This is a genomic window from Streptomyces sp. AC555_RSS877, from assembly GCF_019049245.1.
GTDB lineage: Bacteria > Actinomycetota > Actinomycetes > Streptomycetales > Streptomycetaceae > Streptomyces.
On record NZ_JAGMUK010000104.1, the window covers coordinates 18364 to 41658 of the forward strand.

Here is a 23295-nt window from a genome sequence, read left to right on the forward strand (position 1 = left end):
GCGGGTACGTGTGGGGTTTTCCGGGTTGTTTGCCTTGTGAGGCCACTGATCGGGCCATTACGGGCCCTCTTCTGTGATGTTCGTGTGAGTCTCAGTCGCCGTCGGAGGATCCGAGGACCAGCGAGATCGTCCTCTCCTGGCCGTCGCGCTCCACGGTGATTTCGAGGCGGTCGCCGGGGCGGTGGGCGCGGGTCTTGACGATGAGCTCGTCGCCGGAGTGGACGCGTTGGCCGTCGACCTCGGTGATGACGTCGCCGGCCTCGATGCCGGCCCGGTCGCCGGGACCGCCGACGGTGACGGCGGGGCCGCCGTCGCTTCCCTTGGTGCCCACGCGCGCGCCGTCGCCGGCGTAGTCCATGTCGAGGGTGACGCCGATCACCGGGTGGGTCGCCTTGCCGGTGTTGATCAGCTCCTCGGCGACGCGCTTGCCCTGGTTGACCGGTATGGCGAAACCGAGGCCTATCGAACCGGCCTGGCCGCCGTCCGGGGCGGAGCCGCTGTCGGCGGACCGGATGGCGGAGTTGATGCCGACGACACGGGCCTGCGCATCGAGGAGGGGCCCGCCGGAGTTGCCGGGGTTGATGGGCGCGTCGGTCTGCAGGGCGTCGACGTACGACACGTCGCTCCCGTCCCCGCTCTCGCCGCCGGCCGTGATGGGCCGCCCCTTGGCGCTGATGATGCCGGAGGTGACGGTGCCCGCCAGATCGAAGGGGGCGCCGATGGCGACGACGGGGTCGCCGACCTGGACGTTGTCGGAGTTGCCGAGGGTCAGGGGCTTGAGCCCCGTCACACCGCTGACCTTGACGACGGCGAGGTCGTAGCCGCTGTCCCTGCCGACGACGGTGGCCTTGGCGGTGTCACCGCTGTGGAAGGTCACGGTTATCTCGCCGTCCGCGGCGGCGGGTTCGACGACGTGGTTGTTGGTGAGGATGTGACCGCGGTCGTCGAGCACGAATCCGGTGCCGGTACCCGATTCGTCGGACCCGCTCACATGCAGGGTCACCACGCTGGGCAGCGCCCGCGCGGCGATCCCCGCCACGCTGTCCGGAGCCCGGCCGGCCGACTCGGCCCCGGACTGCGGCAGCTCGACGGCCCCGACCCCGCCATTGCGCTCCAGATACGTCCCTACGACGCCGCCGACGCCCCCGGACACGAGCGCCAGCAGCGCGGCCCCGCCGACGAGCGCCTTCTTCACGCGCCTGCGCCGCTGGTCCTTGGTGAGGACGGCCGCACCGTTCTGCTGGAGGGGAGCGGCGGCAAGCGGGGCCCAGGGGTCGTAGTTCTGCCAGGGGGCGGAGGGGGGTGCACCCTGCGCGGGGCTGTGCGGGGCCGCTGAAGGCCCCGCGGCGAACGAAAGGGCAGGGGGCGCTTCCGGGGCCCCGCCGGGCGCAGCCGGGCCTCCAGGGGCTGCCGGGGCGACGGCGGGCTGGCGGGGCGGGCTGGGCACGGCGGGGGCCGGGACTGCGGGGGCCGGGACTGCGGGGTGCGCGGCGGAGACGGGGGCCGGCGCCTGCGTGCCGACGGCCGGGGTCGCGGCCGGGGTCGGCAAGGCGTGTGGGTCCGAGACCGGGACGGTGGAGCCCGGGGCCGGGACGTATGGGCCGGGTTGCCGGGTCGGCGCCAGTGCGGGCGTGCCGTGCGCCGGCGTGGTCGCCGGGTGTTGCACGGGCGGGGCAGGGGCCCAAGGGCCCGGCTCGCCGTAGGGCGGGGTGCTGTAGGGGTCGGGGTCGTGCAGGGGCCGGGGGCGCTCGGCAACGGGCACACCGGCAAGTGACGACGGCTCGGAGGCCGACGCGGCGGGAGCGGCCGTCTCGGCTTCCGGCTGGACTAGGCGGTCGGGGCGGTCGGGACGGTCCGCCACCGGCACGGGGGCTTGCTCGACGCCGGCCCCGGTCACGCTGTGGGCGGCGGACCCGGCCACCGCCGCTTCCCCTTCCGGCACCGCGGGCATCGCGCTGGGCCGGGCCAGCTCGAAGTCGCCCCCCGTGTCGGGCCTCTTCTCCGGAGCCTTCAGTTCGAAGTCTCCGTCGGCGCCGGTGCCGTGGACGCCGTTCCCGGCGTCGCCGGGCACCGCGTCCACGACCGGACCGGGCGCTTCCGCCGCGTCCGCGAGGTCATGCGGTCGAGGACGGCTCCACCACTTCGCCTTCGCGGGCTTCCCCTCGTTCATGCTTCCCCCACAGCTCGGGCTCCGCCTTGCGGCCCCCACGCGCCGAACGTACGACTCCCTGGATTCAACCAGGTTCCCGAGCCGCCGCGCAGGGGCAGGTCAGACGGGGCGTCGGCCGGGAGCGGCCGACGAGTCAGCGGGGGGTGACGGAGGACGCCGAGGGGGAGGAAGCCGAGTCGGGGACGGTCGCGGCGAGGAGGCCGGGGGTGACGAGAAGGTCCGGGGTCGCGGACCACGCGGTGAGGTCGATCGGCGGGGTCGCGCTGAGCGGACGTATCAGAGGGGACATGGCGGCCGCACCGGCCATGACGGGCGCGGCCAGCGAGTGGACTCCCTCGTGCAGCCGGCCCACCGCGGCGGCCTGCACCCCGGGCAGCAAGGGTGCCGAGACCTCGGTCGGGGCGACCGGGGTGTCACCGAGCGAGCCCTGGCTCTGGCCCTGGGCGAGCAGCGGGCCGAGCCCACGGCGGCGCTGGCTCTCGGGCGCCGTGACGGATCCCGCGCCCTGCGTGCGGGCCGGTGTCACATTGCTGCCGGTGCCGGAACCGCCTCGCGCGTCGGCGACGGTGTCGCCCGGGGTCACCGTGGCGACCCCGCCCAGCGCGATCGCGGCCAGGGACACCGCCCCGGCGGCGACGAAAGCGAACCGCAACCCGCGTGATGCCGACCGCTCGGCCTCGTGACGGCTGACGTCGTGGATGCGGAAGCCACGGTTCGCCGGGGAGGGCGGAAACACCGGGGCATGCGGGCGGGCCGGCATGTAGTCGAACTCGAACCGCTCGCCGCGCCTCAGGCCGAAGACCCCGGTGGACCCGGGCCGTCCGGCCAGTGGGCCGGCGAAGCCGGAGCCGCCGAACGGCGAGTCGCCGCCGTCGCCTCCCGCGGGAAGACCCTGGAGGCGTGCCAGGAAGCTTTCGGAGGGCGGCGGGGGTGCCGCCTCCGCGAAGACGTTCTTCAGTCGGCGCTGTGCGTCTGCCTCCGCCTTGCACTTGGCACAGGTGGCCAGGTGCGCGAGGACACGGTCGCGCGACTCATGACCGAGCTCTCCGTCCACGAGGGCGGCGAGTCGGTCTCCCAGATGCTGTTCGGACGGGGTAGGCCGTGATCCACTCACGCGGTCGCGCCCCCTCCCCCCAGCGCGGGAACACGGGCCATGAAGGAACGGCGCTGGGCCCGGGCCTCCGGCGAGCGGTGCGCGAGGGCCTTGCGCAGCTGGGAACGGCCGCGGTGGATGCGGGACCGGACCGTGCCGAGCTTGACGCCCAGGGTCGCGGCGATCTCCTCGTACGACAGTCCTTCGATGTCGCACAGGACGACCGCGGCGCGGAACTCGGGGGCGAGGGTGTCGAGGGCCTGCTGGACGTCGGCGTCGAAGTGCGCGTCGTTGAAGACCTGCTGCGGAGACGGCTCACGGCTGGGCAGTCGCTCGGCCGCGTCCTCCCCGAGGGCGTCGAAACGGATGCGCTGCTTTCGGCGGACCATGTCCAGGAAGAGGTTGGTGGTGATGCGGTGCAGCCAGCCCTCGAAGGTGCCAGGCGTGTAGGTCGACAGCGAGCGGAAGACGCGGACGAAGACCTCCTGGGTGAGGTCCTCGGCGTCGTGCTGGTTGCCCGTCAGACGGTAGGCGAGCCGGTATACCCGGCCGCTGTGGGTGCTGACGATCTCCTCCCAGGTGGGCGGAGTCCACGCCTGCCCGTCCGCGTCGGTGGAGAAGGTCGCGGTCTGGGCGTACTCGGCGGCGTGACTGTGGTCAGCAGTGTCGTTCACGGATTTCGGCCTGCCCGCCGATCCGAGGAAGCGCCGCAGCACTCCTCCCCGATCCACAGGTGCAGCCGCACCTCCCCTGTCGGCTCTGGTGGTGTCCAGTGGAGCCCCTACCATAGCCACCTCGCCCGTTAGCTCCGGATAAGCGGTTTTACGAGAAATTGATCTGTGCTGACACGGCTCGTGCGGCTGCGTCAGCAGTTGCTCGAGCGCCTGCTCGTCATCGTGATCCAACCGTGTCCCTCCGCCCTGTCTCCCACCCCTCTAAACGCCCGGTCCCATCTGCGGGTTCCCGACGCCAACGGATACAGTCACGCCCAGGCAACCACGGGGACAGGAGAGGGTCATTACCGGCAACCGGCAGACGAGCTGGGCGTTCGCCGACGCCTATGTCGCCGAGGAGGAAGCCCTGCACTGGGCCCGTGACCGGGCCCGCGAGGCGGGGCTGCGCTCGGTGTCGCCCGGCACGGGCGCGGCGCTCGGGTTGCTCGCTGCCACCGTGGAGGCCAAGGCGGTCGCGGAGATCGGAACCGGCACCGGCGTGTCGGGGATCCATCTGCTGTACGGAATGCGTCCGGACGGTGTGCTGACCACGGTCGACCCCGAGCCGGAACACCAGCAGTTCGCCCGCCAGGCCTTCCGCGCCTGCGGCTTCGCCAGCAACCGGGCCCGCTTCATCCCGGGCCGCGCCCTGGACGTCCTGCCCCGGCTCGCGGACGCCGGTTACGACCTCGTCTTCTGTGACGGCGACCGGCAGGAGGTCATGGACTACCTCGCTGAATCGTTGCGTCTGCTGCGCCCCGGCGGCCTGGTCGTCTTCGAGGGCGTCTTCGCCAACGGCCGGACGGTCGACTCGGGCCCGCAGCCCACGGAGGTCCTGCGGCTGCGGGAGCTGCTGCGCGCGGTGCGCGAGAGCCAGGAACTCGTGCCGTCACTGCTCCCAGTGGGTGACGGGCTGCTCTGCGCGGTCAAGCGCTGACCCCTCCGGGAACGGCATCGGGACGGCCTTGCGGACGACAAAACCGCAACCCCGGTACCGCATGCGGTACCGGGGTTGCCGAAAGGGTATGGTCGCGCTCCGCGTCAGCCGACGACCTTCTTGAGGGCGTCACCGAGCGCGTCGGCCTCATCGGGGGTCAGCTCGACGACGAGCCGCCCGCCGCCTTCGAGCGGAACGCGCATGACAATGCCCCGCCCCTCCTTGGTCACCTCGAGCGGGCCATCGCCCGTCCGCGGCTTCATGGCCGCCATGCTCGTTCCCCTTCCTGAAACCAGCTCATCGTCAAAGCCGACGGCCCTGGAGGGCACGCTCGTCCCGGGGTGGGACGCACGACACCGGCATCGAACACATTGCTTCCAGGCCATTATCCCGCATCTCAGGACCCGATGACCAACATCAGTCGGCATCGCTTGGGCAACGCGCGCGAGCAAAACCACTCAATTCGGCGATGTGACTGCGATACTTCGCCGCCGCAACGACATCCGCCGAGCGGAAGCGGTCCCGAAATCTTTGACGCAGGTCACACGTCCGGTCCGGTCCCCGGACGGTGATCTCCGCCATGCTGTCCTTCGGACACAGGGACGTACCGACGAGTACGTCCGAGCCGCGGACCGGAGGGGACACGCCATGGCCGACACCGTGCTGTACGAGGTGAACGACGGACTCGCGACGATCGTGCTGAACCGCCCTGAGGCGATGAACGCGCTGAACATCGCCACCAAGGTCGCCTTGCGGGACGCGGTCCAGGCCGCGGCGGCCGACGAGGCCGTACGGGCGGTCCTGCTGACGGCCGCCGGACAGCGGGCGTTCTGCGTGGGGCAGGACCTCAAGGAGCACATCGGGCTGCTGGCCTCCGACCGCGAGGCGGGGACCGGGCACACCATGAGCACGGTGCGGGAGCACTACAACCCCGTCGCGCGGGCGCTGACGGAGATGCGCAAGCCCGTCGTGGCCGGGGTGAACGGCGTCGCGGCCGGGGCCGGATTCGGTTTCGCGCTGGCTGCGGACTACCGGATCGTGGCGGACACCGCGGCCTTCAACACGTCGTTCGCCGGCGTGGCGCTGACCGCCGACTCGGGCATCTCCTGGACGCTGCCCCGGGTGATCGGACCGGGCCGGGCGGCCGACCTGCTGCTCTTCCCACGCAGCATCACGGCCCAGGAGGCGTACGAGCTGGGCATCGCCAACCGGGTCGTGCCGTCGGCCGACCTGCGGGCCGAGGCGGAGAAGGTGGCGCGGGCGCTGGCCGAGGGGCCGACGGTGGCGTACGGGGCGATCAAGGAGGCGATGGCCTACGGGCTGTCCCACTCCCTGGCCGAGACCCTGGAGAAGGAGGACGAGCTGCAGACCCGGGCGGGTTCCTCCGAGGACCACGCGATCGCGGTGCAGGCGTTCGTGAACAAGGAGAAGCCGAAGTACCTCGGCCGCTGAGCCAGGAGGCGGGGCCGAGGGCGCGGGGCGGGGGCGGGCTCAGCCCCGCCTCGCCACGCATGCCTCCAGGTGGTCGTCCACCAGCCCGCACGCCTGCATCAGCGCGTACGCCGTCGTCGGCCCGACGAAGCGCAGGCCGCGCTTCTTGAGGGCCTTCGACAGGGCGGTCGACTCGGGGGTGACCGCGGGGACGTCGGAGAGGGTCTTCGGGGTCGGGCGGGCCGCCGGGTCGGGGGCGTGGGACCAGATCAGGTCGTCGAGTTCGCCCGGGGCCCAGTCGGCCAGCAGGCGCGCGTTGGCGAGCGTCGCGTCGACCTTGGCGCGGTTGCGGATGATGCCCGCGTCGGCGAGCAGGCGCGTGCGGTCGTCGTCCGTGAAGGCGGCGACCTTCGTGATCTCGAAGTCGGCGAAGGCGGCGCGGAAGGTGGGGCGGCGGCGCAGGATCGTGATCCAGGACAGGCCGGACTGGAAGGCCTCCAGGCTGAGCCGCTCGAAGAGCGCGTCGTCGCCGTGGACCGGGCGGCCCCACTCCTCGTCGTGGTAGGTCACGTACTCCGCGGCCGACAGGGCCCAGGGGCAGCGCAGCGCGCCGTCCGGACCGGCGAGGGCGGCTTTGTCGCTCACGGCCGCTCCTCCTGTGCCGGCTTCTCCATGGAGACGTGGTGCACGGCGGCCTGCGCCCCGGCCAGCGCGGACTCCAGGTCGGCGATCCGGGCGTCCCGCTCGGCGAGCTCCGCGCCGAGGCGGCCCAGCGCGTCGTCCACGTCCGCCATGCGGTAGCCGCGGGCGGCGAGCGGGAAGCGCAGGGTCTCGATGTCCGCGCGGTTCACCGGGCGGTCCGGGGGCAGCGGGTCCTGCAGACGCTCCGGAGCCGCCTCCGGCAGCGGGCCGCTGCCCTCGCCTCCCCCCACGACGGCGAGCGTCACCGCGGCGACCACCACGGCCAGCGCGATGACCAGGAACAAGAACATAACCATCGCTGAGGTCCCCATGATCCGTGCCGACGTGCTGGGCGCCGGCGTCGAATGTGTCAGGGTCCGATCGTGCCATGCGAGTCTGACAGTTAGGGTCGCAGGCGGTCACGGACGCCGAGGACCACGACGTACGAGAAGAGGTCACAGGGGATGCTCAGGCTGGGCAGGCGTGAATTCGGCGCGCACGAGCCGGTGATCATGGCGATCGTGAACCGGACCCCGGACTCCTTCTACGACCGGGGAGCCACCTTCCGCGACGAACCGGCGCTCGCGCGCGTGGAGCAGGCGGTGGCGGAGGGCGCGGCCATCGTCGACATCGGCGGGGTCAAGGCCGGGCCGGGCGAAGAGGTGACGGCCCAGGAAGAGGCGCGGCGGACGGTCGGCTTCGTGGCGGAGGTCCGGCGGCGCTTCCCCGATGTCGTCATCAGCGTGGACACCTGGCGCGCGGAGGTCGGCGAGGCCGTCTGCGAAGCGGGCGCTGATCTGCTGAACGACGCGTGGGGCGGCGTGGACCCGGGGCTGGCGGAGGTCGCCGCGCGGTACGGGGTGGGGCTGGTGTGCACGCACGCGGGCGGCGCGGAGCCTCGTACGCGGCCGCATCGGGTGACGTACGACGACGTCATGGCCGACATTCTGCGGGTGACCGTGGGCCTGGCCGAGCGTGCGGTGTCGCTGGGGGTGCCCCGGGAGTCCGTGCTGATCGATCCCGGGCACGACTTCGGGAAGAACACGCGGCACAGTCTGGAGGCGACGCGGCGGCTCGGGGAGATGGTCGACACCGGGTGGCCGGTGCTGGTGTCGCTGTCCAACAAGGACTTCGTGGGCGAGACGTTGGACCGGCCGGTGAAGGAGCGGGTGGTGGGGACGTTGGCCACGACCGCCGTGTCTGTGTGGCTCGGTGCCCAGGTGTACCGGGTGCACGAGGTGGCGGAGACCCGGCAGGTGGTGGACATGGTGGCGTCGATCGCGGGGCACCGGGCGCCGGCGGTGGCGCGGAGGGGGCTGGCGTAGGGTTTTCCCGCCCCCGCCGCCCCTTCCCGGCCCGTCCCTGGGGGCTGCCGCCCCCAGACCCCCGCTTCGGCCTGAACGGCCTCGTCCTCAAACGCCGGCGGGCTGAGATGGCGCCCCGCTAGCGGCCCGCCTCCTTCGACACCAGCGCCACCGCCTCGTCCACGTCGTCCGTGAGGTGGAACAGGAGCAGGTCCTTCTCGGAGGCCTTGCCCTGGGCGATCAGCGTGTTCTTCAGCCAGTCCACCAGCCCGCCCCAGTACTCCGTACCGAAGAGGACGATCGGGAAGCGGGTGACCTTCTGGGTCTGCACCAGGGTCAGCGCCTCGAACAGCTCGTCCAGCGTGCCGAGGCCGCCCGGCAGGACCACGAAGCCCTGGGCGTACTTCACGAACATCATCTTGCGGACGAAGAAGTAGCGGAAGTTGAGCCCGATGTCGACGTAGGGGTTGAGGCCCTGCTCGAAGGGGAGCTCGATGCCCAGGCCGACGGAGATGCCCTTCGCCTCGCAGGCGCCCTTGTTGGCGGCTTCCATCGCCCCGGGGCCGCCGCCCGTGATCACCGCGAAGCCCGCTTCCACCAGGCCGCGGCCGAGCCGCACACCCGCCTCGTACTCCGGCGAGTCGGCGGGCGTACGCGCGGAGCCGAACACGCTGATGGCGGGCGGGAGTTCGGCGAGTGTGCCGAAGCCCTCGATGAACTCCGACTGGATGCGCAGGACCCGCCACGGGTCGGTGTGGACCCAGTCCGAGGGGCCGCCCGCGTCCAGCAGACGCTGGTCGGTGGTGCTGGCCTGGACCTGTTCCCGCCTCCGGAGGACAGGTCCCAGGCGCTGCTCCTCCGGTGGCTGCTTCTTGCCCTCGGGGTTGCCAGTAGCCATGTGCGCTCCCTCCGCTTGCCGTCTTTCCACCTCAGCGTAGATCTACGCGGGTTACGGACGGGGGACGTGAGCATGTCCGCCATGAAGCGCCGTCAAGCATCATCACGGCCTCACGCGCCCCCTCATGCCGTCAGCCACGACCGCAGGCGCTCCTCCGCCTGCGGGATGAGAGACGCCTTCACCTTCTCGTCCACCTTGTGGGCGAGAAGCGGCTCGCCGGGGCTGTAGTTCACCGCGGGTACCCCGAGGGCGCTGAAACGGGCCACGTCCGTCCAGCCGAACTTGGGGCGGGCCTCGCCGCCGACGGCCGCCATGAAGGCCTGCGCGGCCGGGTGGGTGAGGCCGGGGCGGGCGCCGCCGGTGTGGTCGTCGACGACGAACTCGTCGACGCCGCAGTCCGCGAAGTAGTCCCGGACGAAGGCCTCCGCCTCCTCCTCGCTGCGGTCGGGCGCGTAGCGGAAGTTGACGACGAGGGTGCAGGCGTCGGGGATGACGTTGGTGGCGACGCCGCCCTCGATGCCCACGGCGTTGAGGCCCTCGTGGAACTGGAGGCCGTCCACGAGGGGCTTGCGCGGCTCGTACGCGGCGAGCTTGGCGAGAGCCGGGGAGGCGGCGTGGATCGCGTTGGAGCCCATCCACGCGCGCGCGGAGTGCGCCCGTGTCCCCTTGAACTTGAGGAACACCCTCAGCGTGCCCTGGCAGCCGCCCTCGACCTGGTTGTTCGTCGGCTCCAGCAGGACGGCGAAGTCGCCCTCCAGCCAGTCGGGGTGGGCCGCGGCCACATGCTTCAGGCCGTTGAGGTGTGCGGCGACCTCTTCGTTGTCGTAGAAGACGAAGGTGAGGTCGCGGTTCGGGGCGGGGACCGTCGCCGCGATGCGCAGCTGCACGGCCACCCCGGACTTCATGTCACAGGTGCCGCAGCCCCACAGGTAGCCCTCGTCGTCGAGCCGGGAGGGGACGTTGTCCGCGATCGGGACGGTGTCGATGTGGCCGGCCAGGATGACGCGTTCCGGGCGGCCCAGGTGCGTGCGGGCGACGACGTTGTTGCCGTACCGGTCGACCGTCAGGTGGGGCAGGGCGCGCAGCGCGATCTCGATCGCGTCCGCGAGGGGCTTCTCGGAGCCGCTCTCGGAGGGGAAGTCCACGAGCTGCGCGGTGAGCTTCGCTGCGTCCAGCGTCAGGTCAAGTGAGGTGTCGGCCATGCTGTCGACCCTAACGCCCCGTGCCTTCGCACAGACTTTCCGCACCCGGCGCAGCCGCACAGTACTCTCCAGTATCTTGTGGCGCGTGCCAGAGCTGTCCCCCACTCCCAAGCGCCACGGCCGCCTGTTTCGATCCCTGGCGGCCCTGGTTGTCATGTGTGCCGTCGCCGGTTACCTCGTGGTGCAGTACCTCACCGGAGGCGCGGGCACACCAGGCTGCAAGGTCGTCTCGGGCAAGAGCGACGGAGCCACGTACCAGTTCTCGCCGGAGCAGGCGGTGAACGCGGCGACCATCGCGGCCGTCGGAACCGGGCGCGGGATGCCCGAGCGGGCCGTGACGATCGCGCTCGCCACCGCGCTCCAGGAGTCGGCGCTGCGCAACATCGACCACGGCGACCGCGACTCGCTCGGCCTGTTCCAGCAGCGGCCCTCGCAGGGCTGGGGCACGCCGACGGAGATCCTGGACCCGACGTACGCGGCGAACGCCTTCTACACGCACCTGGCCAAGGTGCCCGACTACACGCGGCTGCCGCTGACCGTCGCCGCGCAGAAGGTGCAGCGCAGCGGCTTTCCGACGGCGTACGCCAAGCACGAACCGGACGCCACCCTGCTCGCCGCCGCCCTCACCGGGCAGTCCGCGGCCACGCTGACCTGCGAGGGCCGTCCGGCCACGACGCAGGCCGCGGGTACGGACGCGGTGCGGACGGCGCTCGTGCGGGACTTCGGGCGGGACGTGCTGGAGCCGGCCTCGGCCGAGGTGGGCGCGCAGGCTCCCACGCCGACGCCCTCCGCGAGCGGGACCGGAGGCGGCGGGCGGACCGTCACGCTGCCGGTGAGCGACGCGGGCTCCGGCTCCGGTCGCAGTGTGCGGCAGCGCGGCTGGCAGCTGGCGCACTGGGCCGTGGCCAACGCCTCCGCGCTGCACATCGAACGGGTCTCGTACGCGGGACGGCAGTGGACGGCCGGGAACACGGACAGCCAGTGGCGTAGCGCCGACACCGAGGGCGCCGCAGGCGCGGAGCAGACCGTGGACTCGGTCCGGATCGTCACTGCGCAGTAGTACGGACGCTCACTCGGAAGGGTTACGTCCGCCGGGTTCGGGCGTGGGTGTGTGCAGGTTTTCGTCGCGTCACCCCCGTATCTGGAGAAGCCCTTGAGACCAAAGGGCTGTAAGGATTCGGCAGACTTTCGGACCGGGCACTTTTGCCCGTTTTTATCCACAGCCGATAATGCGACGCATTGCCAACTCTTTACGTTGGCCCGCCGCAACCTTCCCGGGCTTCGAGCGGTAGTCACTGCGTCCGAGCCCGGAGATCAACAGCCGGACCGACAGCCAGTCGGTCCACTGCCGGGCAGGTCGGACACTTCATCGTTCTCTTCCGTCAAAGGAGCAACATGTCCCTCCCCCTGACCCGACGGATCGCCCGTGCCGCGCTGCTCGTCGCTGCGGGAGCGGCTGCCGGGGTCGGTGCGGCCGGCTCCGCCAGCGCGGCCCCCGAGCTGCCGGCCGCCCCGAACCTCGGTGGGCTGACCGCCCTGGACGGGGCGAGCGTCGGCAACACGGTCGACGGTGCGACCAAGAACGTGACCGACACCGCGGGCAAGACCGGCGGCAAGGCCGTGAAGAAGGAGGCGCCCACCGCCCAGAAGACCGCGGGCGACGCGGCGGGCTCCGCCGGCAACGTCCTTGGTGACACCACGTCGACGGCAAAGAAGGGCGGGCTGCCCACGGACTCCCTCACCAAGGGTGGACTGCCGGCGGCCGACTCGCTGCCGGTGAAGGGCGGCCTGCCGCTCGGCTAGGCACCCGGCTGAAGCCGACGACGGGGCCCGGGATTTCCTGGGCCCCGTCGCTTGTCTGCTCGCGGCGCCTGCGGTCCGCCTGCTCCCTGTGCCTGCTCTACTACAGCCGTTCCACGGCCGCCCGCACCCGCTCGTCCGTGGCCGTGAGCGCCACGCGTACGAAGTTCTCGCCGGCCTCGCCGTAGAAGTCGCCCGGGGCGACGAGGATGCCGAGGTCGGACAGGTGGGCGACCGTGGTCCAGCAGGACTCGTCGCGGGTGGCCCAGAGGTAGAGGCTGGCCTCGCTGTGCTCGATGCGGAAGCCGTGGCCCACCAGCGCCTCGCGCAGGACCGTGCGGCGGGCCGCGTAGCGCTCGCGCTGCTCGCGGACGTGGGTGTCGTCGCCCAGCGCCGCCACCACCGCCGCCTGCGTGGGCGCGGACGTCATCATGCCGCCGTGCTTGCGGATCTCCAGGAGCGGGGCCAGAACGGCCGGGTCGCCCGCCAGGAACGCGGCACGGTAGCCGGCCAGGTTGGAGCGCTTGGACAGGGAGTGGACGGCGACGATGCCGTCGTACGAGCCGCCGTTCACCTCGGGGTGGAGGACGGAGACCGGCTCGGCCTCCCAGCCCAGCTCCAGGTAGCACTCGTCGGAGAAGAGCAGGACGCCGTGCTCGCGGGCCCAGGCGACGATCCGGGTCAGGTCGGCCTTCGAGAGGACCTTGCCGGTGGGGTTGGACGGCGAGTTCAGCCAGAGCAGCTTCAGACCGGCCGGGTCCAGTTCGGTCGGGTCGTCGTAGACCTCGTACCCGGCGCGGGCCAGGCGCGCGCCGACCTCGTAGGTCGGGTAGGCCAGCCGCGGGTACGCGACCCGGTCGCCGGGGCCGAGGCCCAGCTGGGTCGGGAGCCAGGCGACGAGTTCCTTGGAGCCGACGATCGGCAGGACGTGGCGGTGGGTGACCTCGCGGGCGCCGAGGCGGCGCTCCAGCCAGCCGGTGATCGCGTCGCGCAGTTCCGGCGTGCCCCAGACGGTCGGGTAGCCCGGCGAGTCGGCAGCGGCGACCAGTGCTTTCTGGATCAGCTCGGGGACCGGGTCGACCGGGGTGCCGACGGACAGGTCGACTATGCCGTCCGGATGCGCGGCGGCCGTGGCCCTGTACGGCGCCAGCTTGTCCCAGGGGAAGGTGGGGAGACGGTCGGAGACTGCGGACACGGGTCTGGCTCACTTTCTGGTACGGCAAACGCCTCGGTCCCGTACGACGGTCATGATCAAGGCGATCAGGCCGTACGGGACCGAGGCGGCGCTGGTGACGCGGGCCGCTCTCAGCCGTTCTGCGGCGGCAGCGCGGCGATGAAGGGGTGGTCGCGCTCGATCAGCCCCAGCTTGCTGGCACCACCGGGAGAGCCGAGTTCGTCGAAGAACTCGACGTTCGCCTTGTAGTAGTCCTTCCACTCCTCCGGAGTGTCGTCCTCGTAGAAGATCGCCTCGACCGGGCAGACCGGCTCACAGGCACCACAGTCGACGCATTCGTCCGGGTGGATGTACAAGGACCGGGAGCCCTCGTAGATGCAGTCGACCGGGCACTCCTCGATGCACGCCTTGTCCTTGACGTCGACACAAGGCTGCGCGATGACGTAGGTCACGCTGTCGTTCCTCCTCGATAGGGCGCTGGCGGGCCTCCTCAGGCTCCGCCGCCTGGCGCGCGGGAGCGCGGCGTCGTCGATGCCCGCCTCTAGTATCTCCGTTCCGGGGCATGATCCGAACAGGAGGGGTGGACCGACCTGTGGAAATATCTGCGGCCGGACGTCTCGTGGTCCGCATCACCGCCGCTGACGTGGGTAAACGGGTGTCCGTACGGCGCCTGGGCGAACCTGGGGTGACCGGTGAGAAGTTCACCGACACGGTGGGTGTTCTCACATCATGGGACAACGGTGTGCTGCTGATCACACGACGGGACGGGGAGAGCGTCCGGATTCCGGAATCCTCGCTGGTCGCGGGCAAGGTCGTGCCGCCCGCACCGGCCCGCCGACGGGGTCCGGCGGCCTCGTACGAGGAGCTGGCGCGCATCGCCTCCCGGGCCTGGCGACCGGTGGAGAGCCAAGATCTCGGCGAGTGGGAGCTGCGGGCCGCCGCCGGGTTCACGCGCCGCGCCAACTCGGTGCTGCCGCTCGGCGACCCGGGCATGCCCCTCGACGAGGCCCTGACGGCCGTACGACGCTGGTACGGCGAGCGCGGGCTGCCCGCCTACGTCCAGACCGCGACCGGCGCCGAGGGCACGCAGGAGCTGCTGTGCGCGGAGCTGGAGCGGCGGGACTGGACGCGGGAGGTGACCGCCGAGCTGTGGATCGGGGCGCTGGCACCGCTCGCCGACCGTGCGGAGAGCTCCGCGGTGGTGCTGTCCAGGGAGGCGGACGAGGCCTGGCTGTCCCGGTATCAGCGCAAGGGGATGAGCGAGGTGGCCCTGAGGGTGCTGGGGAGCGGGCCTTCCGTGTGGTTCGCGACGGTCCCCGGTGCGGGCGCGCCCGCCGCCATCGGCCGGTGTGTCGTCGACGGGCGGTGGGCCGGTTTCGCCGCCGTCGAGGTGGATCCCGCGCTACGGCGGCAGGGGCTGGCCTCGGCCGTGATGGCCGCGCTCGCCCGGCGGGCCCTCGACGAGGGCGCCTCGGCGGCGTGGCTCCAGGTCGAGACCGACAACGCCGGTGCGCGGGCGATGTACGCCGGGATGGGCTTCGCGGCGCACCATGCGTACCACCACTACCGCGCGCCCGGACGCGCCGACGACGAACGGCAGCGAAACCACCGGTAGCGATCGCCGTGAAAGGGCACGAGCCAGCTATGCGTCCCCCGTACCCCCCGCCCCCCGACCGCTCCGCCGAACTGCGCCGCCGGTTCGCCGAGGAAGCCCGCTCCGAGCGGCCCGACCTGTCCGCGCTGTGCCTGCTGGTGGGCGCGGAGGCGGACGGCACGCTGGACGAGGCGGGCCTGGACGCCGCGCAGGTCGAGCTGGACCGGCTGGCCGGACACCTGCCGTTCCGGCCCGGCGGGCCGCGCTCCTGGGCGGTGTCGCTGCGCGAGCTGCTCGGGGACCGGTGCGGTTTCCGTGGCGCCCCTGCCGACTACCAGCGGCTGGAGTCCTCACTGCTGCACGAGGTGCTGCGGCGGCGGCGCGGGCTGCCGATCCTGCTGTCCGTGGTGTGGATGGAGGTGGCGCGGCGGGCGGGGGCGCCGGTCTACGGGGTGGCTCTGCCCGGACATTTCGTCGTCGGCTTCGGTCCGCCGGACGAGCAGGTCCTCGCCGATCCGTTCGACGGGGGGCGGGTGCTCACCGGGGGCGACGCCGAGCTGATGGTGGCCGGGGCGACGGGGGCCTCGCTGCAGCCGTCGATGCTCGGTCCCGCGGAGCCGCTGGAGGTGGTGCTGCGGATCCTGAACAACATCCGGGCGTGGGCTGCGGCGCGCCCGGAGCGGTCGGAGGTGTCGTTGTGGGCGGTGGAGCTGTCGTTGCTGTTGCCTTCGCATCCTGCGCGGCTGCGGTACGAGCGGGCGCAGTTGCTGGTGCAGCGGGGTGACTTCGTGGCGGGGGCGGCGGAGTTGGACGCGTATGCCGAGGTGGTGGTTGCGGTGGACGAGGCTGCTGCGGCTCGGGTTCGGCAGCAGGCTCATGCGGCGCGGTCCATGTTGAACTGACCGTTGTCGCGCGACCGCAGGTACGTCGTGGCCCGTCGCGCCCTCGCGGCGGAGCCGCACACCGATACGGCCCCGCGCCCCTTGGGGACGCTGCCCTGTCGGCGATTCACAGCCAGCCCTTCTCCCTCGCGATCCGCACCGCCTCCGCCCTGTTGCGTACCGTCAGCTTCTGGATGGCCGTCGAGAGGTAGTTGCGGACCGTGCCCCGGGACAGGTGCAGGGCTGCCGCCAGCTCCGCGTTCGTGGAGCCGTCCGCCGCCGCGCGCAGCACCTCGCGCTCCCGCTCCGTCAGCGGTTGGCGCCATCCGCCAAGGCCGCCGCCGCCAGCGTGGGGTCGATGACATGTTCCCCCGCCAGTACCTTGCGTACCGCTTCGGCCAGTTGGGCGGCGGGGGCGTCCTTGACCAGGAAGGCGTGGGCACCGGCCTCCATGGCGCTGCGGAGGTAGCCGGGGCGGCCGAAGGTGGTGAGGACGACCAGTCTCACGGCACCGTGCCGGCGTCCGGCTGACTGAGGCCGAGCAGCAGGTCGAGGGTGGTCGACTTGCCAGCCCCGTTCGGCCCCAGCAGGGCCACCGTCTCCCCCGGATGCAGTGCGAGCGTCAGCCCGTCGACGGCCCGTACGTCCCCGAAGCCCTTGCTCACCTGGTCGAACGCGACCACCGCGGTGGTGATCGCCGTCGTTGTCGTCATGGGATCCAGGGTGGCCGTGAGGGCCGGGAGCCCGGCAGTGTCGGTGATCCTGACTGACGGATGACAGATGTCATACGGCTCTCACGGTGGTCCCGTGCCGCACGACGAGGGGGCACCCGGCGCGGTGCCGGGTGCCCCCTCGTCGTGGCGGTGCTCCGCTAGTTCGGGGTGGTGTCGATGACCACCGTGCGCTCCGCCGTCGTCGTGCCGCGCAGGGCCTTGCCCAGTGCGGAGGCGACGTCCTGCGGCAGGATGTCCCGCTTGCCGCTCGCGCCGTCGATCTGCACACCCTGGAAGGTGGCGCCGTACGCCTCCTTGAGCGCATCCAGGTCGTACGTCTCCACGAGCTTGCCGTCGACGGCCTTGAAGCCGAGGATCTTCGGCAGTGACAAGGAGCCGAACTGGATGCTGTGCGTCGCGTCGGTCTGAACGGTGGCCAGCTCGGACATCGCCGGCTCCGCGAACTCCTTCATCATCCGGTCGACCTCGGCGTTCGAGACCGTCGGCTCCTTGGTCGTCGTCGGGAGCGTCACCGCGGGGGCCGTGCCGGTCTCCACCTGGGTGCGGTACGCCTCCTCGACCGCCGCGGTCGACTTGGTGACGTCGATGCTCTTGCCCGCCTTGCCGTACACGGCGACGGCCTTGCCGGACTTGAACTCGATCGTGCCGTCGGTCGCCGAGCCGGTAGCGCCCGCGGTGTCCTGGAGCTCGGCGTGCAGCTTCTCCTCGTCGACCGGCATGACCGGATCGACGACCCGGTGGTTGCCGAACAGCGAGCCGATCACGGAGACCGGGTTGTAGTCGCTGTGCGCCGCCCCGCTGACGGTGGCCGCCATGTCGAACTGGAGCCCGGCCTGTTCCGGCTTGAGCGTGACGGTCCTGCCGTCGACCGTGAGCTTCAGGTCCTTGTTCACCCGGGGGTCGAAAGCCTTGTTGAGCTTCTCGACGGCGTCGTCCCGGGTGCCGCCGCCGATGTCGACGCCGAGCACGGTGGTGCCCTTGGGCACGTCGGAGCTGTTCATCAGGAGCCCGGCGCCGTAGGCACCGGCCGCGATAACGATCAGCAGGCCGCCGAGGAGCGCCGGCTTGTTGCGGCCCTTCTTCTTGGCCTTCTTGGACGCGGCAGCGGCCGGCTTGCCGGACTCGGGCTTCGGGGCCGTGGGCGGCGCCGGGGCGTCGGTGCGGGCGCCCGGGGGGAAAGTCGCGTTGCGGTCCGACGGCACGACGGGGATACCGCTGGTGACGGTGTGCCCGGAGACGTTGTCGGCGGCACCGCCGTAGCCGTGGCCGCCGGGTTCGGGGGCCGGCTTCTGCGGGGTGAGGATCGCGGTGTCGTCACTCAGGCCACCGCCGGGGCCGCGCCCGGCGTGGGGGGCGCTGCCGGGTCCGGCGGGACCGCCGAAGGCCAGCGGCGCACCGGGAGTGCCGGGACCGCCAGGACCTGCGGCGGGCCCGCCCGGGCCTGCCGGGCCGGAAGGGTTGGAGGCGGAACCGGGGCGGCCGCCAGACGCGCCTGGCCCACCGGGGCCGGAGGGGCCGGTCGGAGCACCGGAGCCGCCGAGCCCGTCGGGTCCGTTGAAGTCGTAGGAACCGCCGAGGGTGTCGGGCCCTCCTCCGCCGGGCGGCATCAGCGAACCGTCGCCGGTGACCGGGCCGCCGGTGGGCCCTGCGGGGCCCTGCGGGCCGGGTCCGCCAGGACCGCCGGGGCCGTTCGGGCCGTTGAACCCCCTGGGGCCGCCCGGACCGCCCTGGCCGCCGTAGGGGCTTGGTCCGTTCGGACCGCTCTGGCCGCCGTAGCCGCTCAGATCGCTGTCGTAGCCGCTCAGGGCGCTCTGGGCGTTGCCGTTCTGAGCGTTGCCGCTCTGGCCGTTGCTGCTGTGGCCGTTGCTGCTGTGGCCGGTGCCGTTCTGGCCGTTGCTGCTGTGGCCGGTGCCGTTCTGGCCATTACCGTTCTCCGAGAAGTACGGCAGGTCGTCGCGGCCCGGGCCGGGGCGGGAGCCGCCGGGCGGGGGGCCGCCCGCGGACAGCGCCTCGGTCACGTCGAAGGAACCGGTGCCGCCGCCGTGTCCGGGGGCGACAGGGCCGCCGGTGGCACCGCCGGGGAGCCCGGAGCCGTTCGTCCCGCCCGGGCGGGCACCACCGGTGCCGGCGCCGTTCGCACCGCCGGGCCGGGAGCCGCCCCGCACGTTCATGGAGCCGACCACGCCACCGGGACGGGCGCCACCGGGCCGCGTACCGCCGGGCGCAGCCGCACCAGCGGCGGCACCAGCACCGGCCGGGCCCGAACCGCCCGGCAGACCGGCCCCGTTGGTGGAGTCGCCGCCCGGACTGCCCTTGGCAGGCCCGGACTTGCGGGGCGCGAACCAGTCGCTCGTCTTCTCGTCACCGGGCGTACCGGCCTCGGCGGGAGGCTCGGCGGTGCCCGTGGGCGTGGCGGCGCCCGGCACCGACGCCTCGGTGTCCGTGCCGTCGTCGGTGCCCTCGACCTCGGCCTCGGTGACGGTCTGGCGCATGACGACCGGCGGAATGGGGCGGGATCCGGGGATGTTGATCCGGATCCGGGTCGTCAGCGTGGTCTCGGTCTTGCGTTCCTCCGGCTGCGCGGCCGAACGGCCCGCGTCCGGGCCGCCGTCGGAAGCCGTGGGCGTCCCGTACGGCGGCGTGCCCGAAGGGTATGCGGCTCCGCCGCGCCCGTTGGGCCCGGAGGACGGACTGTCAGTTTCACGACTCAAGGCAGGTTCTCCCGGTTGGCTCCGCCGCCCGCGTTACGACCTCTCTCGGGCGACTCGGCGGCGCGCACCACCATACTGGCCACTTCTGGCGCGTATCCCACGACCGCCGGGGAAACCATCACCGGACTCCCACGCACTGCGTGTGGCGAAGTGGTACGTCACTTGCCAAGTCGGACGCCATCACCGCCCGGTTGCCGCCCCTGGGCAAGCGTGGCGCAGATCACAGCCACAGCCATCCCGCCGAGCAGGAAGAGATACGAACCGCTGCCCGCGGCGAAGACGAAGTCGCCTTCGGGGCGGCTGGCGGTGAGCAGGATGACCGCGAGCATCCAGCCACCGGCGGGCGCGACGGCCCCGGCCCGGCTGCCGGTGGCTCTCGCCCCGCCCAGGCAGAGCCCGGCCTCGGCGGCGAGCGCGAGCAGCAGCCCGCCCGGGAACCAGGCGGGCTGCAGCAGCGCCCCGGCCACCCCGACCAGCGCGCCGAGCACGAACAGCCCGAGGAGGGCGGCGGTCCGCCCGAAGGAGGGCCGTCGCAGGGGCTGGGCCAGTGCGGAGGTCGTCCGGCCGCTCATGACGTCTCCCCGACACCGGCGAAAAGGTCGGTCTCCCGTGAGCCGGACGCCCGCTCGCCGCGTACCAACTCGTAGCACTCGGTCGTGAAGAGAGGCTGCCCGAGGTGGTTGGAGAGCAGGAAGTACGGCTCGGTCACCGTGATCTGCGTGGCGTGCGCGCGCATGGCGGCGGCCTTGGCGGCGGCGTACGCGGTGCCGTCGATCTCGGCGGTGATGCGTTCGTCCTCCACCACGCCCGGTACGTCGTCGACGACCGCGGACTTGGTGAAGGGGAGGCCGGGCAGCTCCCGCTCGAGCTGTGCGAAGGCCTTCTCGGCCAGCGAGCGAGGCACCCGGTTCCAGTAGACCTTGGCGACCTCGAAGCCCGCTTCGGCGGCGAGCTCGACCGCGCGCATGGCGACGCGGTGCGCCTGGATGTGGTCGGGGTGGCCGTACCCGCCGTTCTCGTCGTAGGTGACGAGGACCTGGGGGCGTACCTCGCGGATCACCTCGGCCAGGTGCCCGGCGGCCTCGTCGACGTCGGCCTGCCAGAAGCAGCCCGGGTCGTCGTTGTCGGCGAGGCCCATCATCCCGGAGTCCTGGTAACGGCCCACGCCGCCGAGCTGACGGAAGTCCTCGACGCCGAGCTCACGCATGGCGGCCGTCAGCTCGCGCAGCCGGTAGGCGCCGAGGTCGGCGCCGGTCAGATGCGCGAGCCCGGGCGGGATGACCTCGCCACGCTCGCCGAGGGTGCAGGTGACCAGGGTCACCCGGGTGCCCTCGGCCGCGTACCGGGCCATGGTCGCGCCGTTGTTGATCGACTCGTCGTCCGGGTGCGCGTGCACCAGCAGCAGACGCCGGGCGGGCAGTTCCGTCATGGACCCCACCCTAAAGGGCTGGTCAGAACTTGATGCTGCCGATCATGCCGGCGATGTTCGTCGTCAGCTCGCTGATCGTCGGCGCCACCGTCGACGAAGCCAGGTAGAAGCCGAGCAGGACGCACACGACCGCGTGCCCGCCCTTCAGTCCTGACTTCTTGATCAGAAGGAAGACGACGATCGCCAGCAGCACCACCGCCGAAATCGAGAGTGCCACGGCGGCTCACCTCCAAAGAACCCAGGGACGTGGGGAGTCGGACAGGACTGAACCATGGGGGCAGATAAATCCATACAAGAGGCCAGCAGGTTGATACCCACTATGCGCTAGTGATCATAACTATCCGTACGTGCGCATCGGTCGGCGCACGGCCTCACAAGGGGGCGCACGGCCAATATGGTCGGGGCATGACGACCGAGCCTGACTCCTTCCCCCGCCGGCACGCCCGCACCCAGCGGTTCACACTCGGCGCGCCACGCGCGTTCACCGTGGCGCCCGACGGTTCCCGCGTCGTTTTCCTGCGTTCGAGCTCCGGCACCGACCGGGCCAACTCACTGTGGGTGCTCGACCTCCCGGACGCCGGGGAGCGCGTCGCGGCGGACCCGCGTGCCCTCCTGGGCGGTGCCGAGGAGCGCCTCTCGCCCGAGGAACGGGCGCGGCGCGAGCGCAGCCGTGAGGGCGGTGCCGGCATCGTCGGCTACGCCACCGACACCGCCGTCGAGTTGGCCTCTTTCGCCTTGTCAGGGCGGCTTTTCGCGGCGGAGCTGCGGGCCGGTACGGCCCGTGAACTGCCCGTCCCCGCACCGGTGATCGACCCGCGCCCCTCCCCCGACGGGCGGCACATCGCCTACGTCGCGCAGGGCGCCCTGCGGGTCGTGGGCGCCGAGGGAGAGGGCGACCGGGCGCTCACCGAGCGCGAGTCGGAGCAGGTCACCTATGGTCTGGCGGAGTTCATCGCGGCCGAGGAGATGGGCCGTTCGCGGGGCTTCTGGTGGTCGCCGGAGTCGGACCGGCTGCTGGTGGCGCGGGTGGACGACACGCCGGTACGGCGGTGGTGGATCTCCGATCCGGCTCACCCGGAGCGTGAGCCACACCACGTGGCGTATCCGGCGGCCGGCACCGACAACGCGGACGTACGGCTGTTCGTGGTCGGGCTGGACGGGGTGCGCACGGAGGTTGTCTGGGACTGGGCGCGCTATCCGTATCTGGCGCATGTGCACTGGTCAGCGGCGGGTGCGCCGCTGTTGCTCGTACAGGCGCGCGACCAGCGCAGTCAGCTGTACCTGGCGGTGGACCCGGAGACGGGCGCGACCCGGATGGTGCACGCGGACGAAGATCCAATCTGGCTGGATCTTTTCCCCGGAGTACCCTCCTGGAGCCCTTCCGGGCAGCTGGTGCGCATCGCCGACGAGGGAGGCGCGCGGGTGCTCGCGGTGGGTGAACGGCCACTGACGCGCGCCCAGTTGCACGTGCGGGCGGTGCTGGACGTTTCCGACGACGACGTACTGGTCTCGGCGTCGGCCGGCGAGGACGCCGAGTCCCCGGAGACCGGCGAGGTGCACGTCTACCGGGTGAACGAGCTCGGCCTGGAGCGCGTCTCGCAGGAGCCCGGCGTGCACTCGGCGGTACGCGCCGGCGGCGTGACCGTGCTGGTGTCCGCCGCACTGGACCGGCCGGGCGCCCGGGCCCAGGTCCTGCGGGACGGAAAGCCGACGGCGACTGTCATCTCGTACGCCGAAGATCCCGGTATGTCCCCGCGCGTGACCCTCACCCAGGGGGGCGCACGCCGAATCCCGTGCGCCGTGCTTATGCCTGCGGACTACCACGGCGACACTCCTCTCCCGGTTCTCCTCGATCCCTACGGCGGTCCGCACGGCCAGCGGGTGGTCGCCGCGCGCAATCCGTACCTGACCTCGCAGTGGTTCGCCGACCAGGGCTTCGCGGTGGTCGTCGCGGACGGCCGGGGCACTCCGGGCCGGTCCCCCGCCTGGGAGAAGGCGGTCCGGGACGACCTCGCGGAGGTGGTGCTGCAGGACCAGGTCGACGCGCTCCAGGCCCTGGCCGCCGACTTCCCGCTCGACCTGACCCGGGTCGCGATCCGCGGCTGGTCCTTCGGCGGCTACCTGGCCGCGCTCGCGGCGCTGCGCCGCCCGGACGTCTTCCACGCGGCCGTGGTGGGTGCCCCGGTCACCGATCTGCGGCTGTACGACACCCACTACCAGGAGCGCTACCTGGGCCACCCGGACGAGCAGCCGGAGGTCTACCGCCGCAACTCCCTGCTGGACGACGACGGCCTGGTGGACGCCGCGGAGCCGCACCGCCCGATGATGATCATCCACGGCCTCGCGGACGACAACGTGGTGGTCGCCCACTCGCTGCGCCTGTCCTCCGCCCTGCTGGCCGCCGGCCGCCCGCACGAGGTGCTGCCGCTGTCCGGCGTGACCCACATGACCCCGCAGGAGACCGTCGCCGAGAACCTGCTCCGGCTCCAACTGGACTTCCTGAAGCGGTCGTTGAAGCTGACATAAGGAGTTCGGGTATGGCA

22 protein-coding genes and 2 pseudogenes are annotated in these 23295 nt (G+C 72.1%); 8 read left to right on the top strand and 16 right to left on the bottom strand.

Features of this window, described 5'->3' with window-relative positions; genetic code table 11:
- Positions 1-91: 91 nt before the first annotated feature.
- From KUM49_RS35535 to sigE, 3 genes are all read right to left on the bottom strand, one after another.
- Complete coding sequence (locus tag KUM49_RS35535; protein ID WP_217241081.1) at positions 92-2170, bottom strand: S1C family serine protease; 2079 nt, start codon at positions 2168-2170, stop codon at positions 92-94.
- 133 nt (positions 2171-2303) lie between these two features.
- Positions 2304-3284, bottom strand: a complete 981-nt coding sequence (locus KUM49_RS35540; RefSeq protein ID WP_217241082.1) for an anti-sigma factor — start codon at positions 3282-3284, stop codon at positions 2304-2306.
- Positions 3281-3979 carry an RNA polymerase sigma factor SigE gene (sigE, locus tag KUM49_RS35545; protein WP_217241175.1) on the bottom strand — a complete coding sequence of 233 codons (699 nt, stop codon included), beginning with the start codon at positions 3977-3979 and terminating at the stop codon, positions 3281-3283. The genes KUM49_RS35540 and sigE overlap by 4 nt, the downstream gene beginning before the upstream one ends.
- Positions 3980-4214: 235 nt before the next feature.
- Between sigE and KUM49_RS35550 the strand changes: the two genes are divergently transcribed.
- Positions 4215-4913, top strand: a complete 699-nt coding sequence (locus KUM49_RS35550; RefSeq protein WP_308406918.1) for an O-methyltransferase — start codon at positions 4215-4217, stop codon at positions 4911-4913.
- 104 nt (positions 4914-5017) lie between these two features.
- Here the strand turns inward: KUM49_RS35550 and KUM49_RS35555 are convergent, their stop codons facing one another.
- Entirely contained in the window at positions 5018-5185 is a 168-nt protein-coding gene (locus KUM49_RS35555) for a DUF3117 domain-containing protein (RefSeq protein ID WP_003966491.1), read from the bottom strand.
- 376 nt (positions 5186-5561) lie between these two features.
- On the opposite strand from KUM49_RS35555, the gene KUM49_RS35560 reads away from it, so the two are divergent.
- Positions 5562-6365, top strand: a complete 804-nt coding sequence (locus KUM49_RS35560) for an enoyl-CoA hydratase/isomerase family protein (protein WP_217241083.1) — start codon at positions 5562-5564, stop codon at positions 6363-6365.
- A gap of 39 nt (positions 6366-6404) precedes the next feature.
- Here KUM49_RS35560 and KUM49_RS35565 read toward each other — a convergent pair whose 3' ends face one another.
- Together KUM49_RS35565 and KUM49_RS35570 are read right to left on the bottom strand one after the other, a co-directional pair.
- Positions 6405-6989, bottom strand: coding sequence for a DNA-3-methyladenine glycosylase I (locus tag KUM49_RS35565; protein ID WP_217241084.1), 585 nt, complete (start codon positions 6987-6989; stop codon positions 6405-6407).
- Positions 6986-7336 carry a DivIVA domain-containing protein gene (locus KUM49_RS35570; RefSeq protein WP_217241177.1) on the bottom strand — a complete coding sequence of 117 codons (351 nt, stop codon included), beginning with the start codon at positions 7334-7336 and terminating at the stop codon, positions 6986-6988. The genes KUM49_RS35565 and KUM49_RS35570 overlap by 4 nt, the downstream gene beginning before the upstream one ends.
- 153 nt (positions 7337-7489) lie before the next feature.
- Here KUM49_RS35570 and folP point away from each other — a divergent pair, with 153 nt between their 5' ends.
- Positions 7490-8350 (top strand): dihydropteroate synthase, encoded by an 861-nt coding sequence (folP, locus tag KUM49_RS35575; RefSeq protein ID WP_217241085.1) that lies wholly within the window; start codon positions 7490-7492, stop codon positions 8348-8350.
- Positions 8351-8468: 118 nt separating this feature from the next.
- Here the strand turns inward: folP and KUM49_RS35580 are convergent, their stop codons facing one another.
- Both KUM49_RS35580 and dapE read right to left on the bottom strand, forming a co-directional pair.
- Positions 8469-9227 carry a TIGR00730 family Rossman fold protein gene (locus KUM49_RS35580; protein WP_217241086.1) on the bottom strand — a complete coding sequence of 253 codons (759 nt, stop codon included), beginning with the start codon at positions 9225-9227 and terminating at the stop codon, positions 8469-8471.
- Positions 9228-9349: 122 nt separating this feature from the next.
- Positions 9350-10429 carry a succinyl-diaminopimelate desuccinylase gene (dapE, locus tag KUM49_RS35585; RefSeq protein ID WP_217241087.1) on the bottom strand — a complete coding sequence of 360 codons (1080 nt, stop codon included), beginning with the start codon at positions 10427-10429 and terminating at the stop codon, positions 9350-9352.
- An 85-nt stretch (positions 10430-10514) separates the two neighbouring features.
- Here dapE and KUM49_RS35590 point away from each other — a divergent pair, with 85 nt between their 5' ends.
- Positions 10515-11489: a heavy metal transporter gene (locus KUM49_RS35590; protein ID WP_217241088.1), complete on the top strand. Its 975-nt coding sequence runs from the start codon at positions 10515-10517 to the stop codon at positions 11487-11489.
- Positions 11490-11824: 335 nt separating this feature from the next.
- Entirely contained in the window at positions 11825-12232 is a 408-nt protein-coding gene (locus KUM49_RS35595; RefSeq protein ID WP_217241089.1) for an ATP-binding protein, read from the top strand.
- A gap of 100 nt (positions 12233-12332) precedes the next feature.
- Here the strand turns inward: KUM49_RS35595 and KUM49_RS35600 are convergent, their stop codons facing one another.
- Entirely contained in the window at positions 12333-13424 is a 1092-nt protein-coding gene (locus tag KUM49_RS35600; protein WP_217241090.1) for a bifunctional succinyldiaminopimelate transaminase/glutamate-prephenate aminotransferase, read from the bottom strand.
- Between the two features lie 110 nt (positions 13425-13534).
- Entirely contained in the window at positions 13535-13855 is a 321-nt protein-coding gene (gene fdxA / locus KUM49_RS35605) for a ferredoxin (protein ID WP_003985062.1), read from the bottom strand.
- Between the two features lie 140 nt (positions 13856-13995).
- Between fdxA and KUM49_RS35610 the strand changes: the two genes are divergently transcribed.
- Positions 13996-15018, top strand: coding sequence for a GNAT family N-acetyltransferase (locus tag KUM49_RS35610; protein ID WP_217241091.1), 1023 nt, complete (start codon positions 13996-13998; stop codon positions 15016-15018).
- Between the two features lie 29 nt (positions 15019-15047).
- The gene (locus KUM49_RS35615; protein ID WP_217241092.1) at positions 15048-15899 is read left to right on the top strand and encodes a transglutaminase-like domain-containing protein; all 852 of its coding nucleotides are present in this window, start codon (positions 15048-15050) and stop codon (positions 15897-15899) included.
- Positions 15900-16005: 106 nt separating this feature from the next.
- On the opposite strand, the pseudogene KUM49_RS35620 reads toward KUM49_RS35615, so the two are convergent.
- The 6 genes and pseudogenes from KUM49_RS35620 to KUM49_RS35645 all read right to left on the bottom strand — a co-directional run.
- Positions 16006-16385: pseudogene (locus KUM49_RS35620) on the bottom strand (DNA-binding response regulator); the annotation flags it as partial.
- 2 nt (positions 16386-16387) lie between these two features.
- A pseudogene (locus KUM49_RS35625) lies at positions 16388-16591 on the bottom strand (ATP-binding cassette domain-containing protein); the annotation flags it as partial.
- 158 nt (positions 16592-16749) lie between these two features.
- Complete coding sequence (locus KUM49_RS35630; RefSeq protein WP_217241093.1) at positions 16750-19323, bottom strand: hypothetical protein; 2574 nt, start codon at positions 19321-19323, stop codon at positions 16750-16752.
- A gap of 158 nt (positions 19324-19481) precedes the next feature.
- Positions 19482-19895, bottom strand: a complete 414-nt coding sequence (locus KUM49_RS35635; protein WP_217241094.1) for a DUF6113 family protein — start codon at positions 19893-19895, stop codon at positions 19482-19484.
- The gene (gene mshB, locus KUM49_RS35640) at positions 19892-20752 is read right to left on the bottom strand and encodes an N-acetyl-1-D-myo-inositol-2-amino-2-deoxy-alpha-D-glucopyranoside deacetylase (RefSeq protein WP_217241095.1); all 861 of its coding nucleotides are present in this window, start codon (positions 20750-20752) and stop codon (positions 19892-19894) included. Before mshB ends, KUM49_RS35635 begins: the two co-directional genes overlap by 4 nt.
- 22 nt (positions 20753-20774) lie before the next feature.
- Positions 20775-20969 carry a hypothetical protein gene (locus tag KUM49_RS35645; protein WP_053749487.1) on the bottom strand — a complete coding sequence of 65 codons (195 nt, stop codon included), beginning with the start codon at positions 20967-20969 and terminating at the stop codon, positions 20775-20777.
- A gap of 188 nt (positions 20970-21157) precedes the next feature.
- Between KUM49_RS35645 and KUM49_RS35650 the strand changes: the two genes are divergently transcribed.
- Complete coding sequence (locus KUM49_RS35650) at positions 21158-23278, top strand: S9 family peptidase (protein ID WP_217241096.1); 2121 nt, start codon at positions 21158-21160, stop codon at positions 23276-23278.
- The last annotated feature ends 17 nt before the right edge of the window (positions 23279-23295 follow it).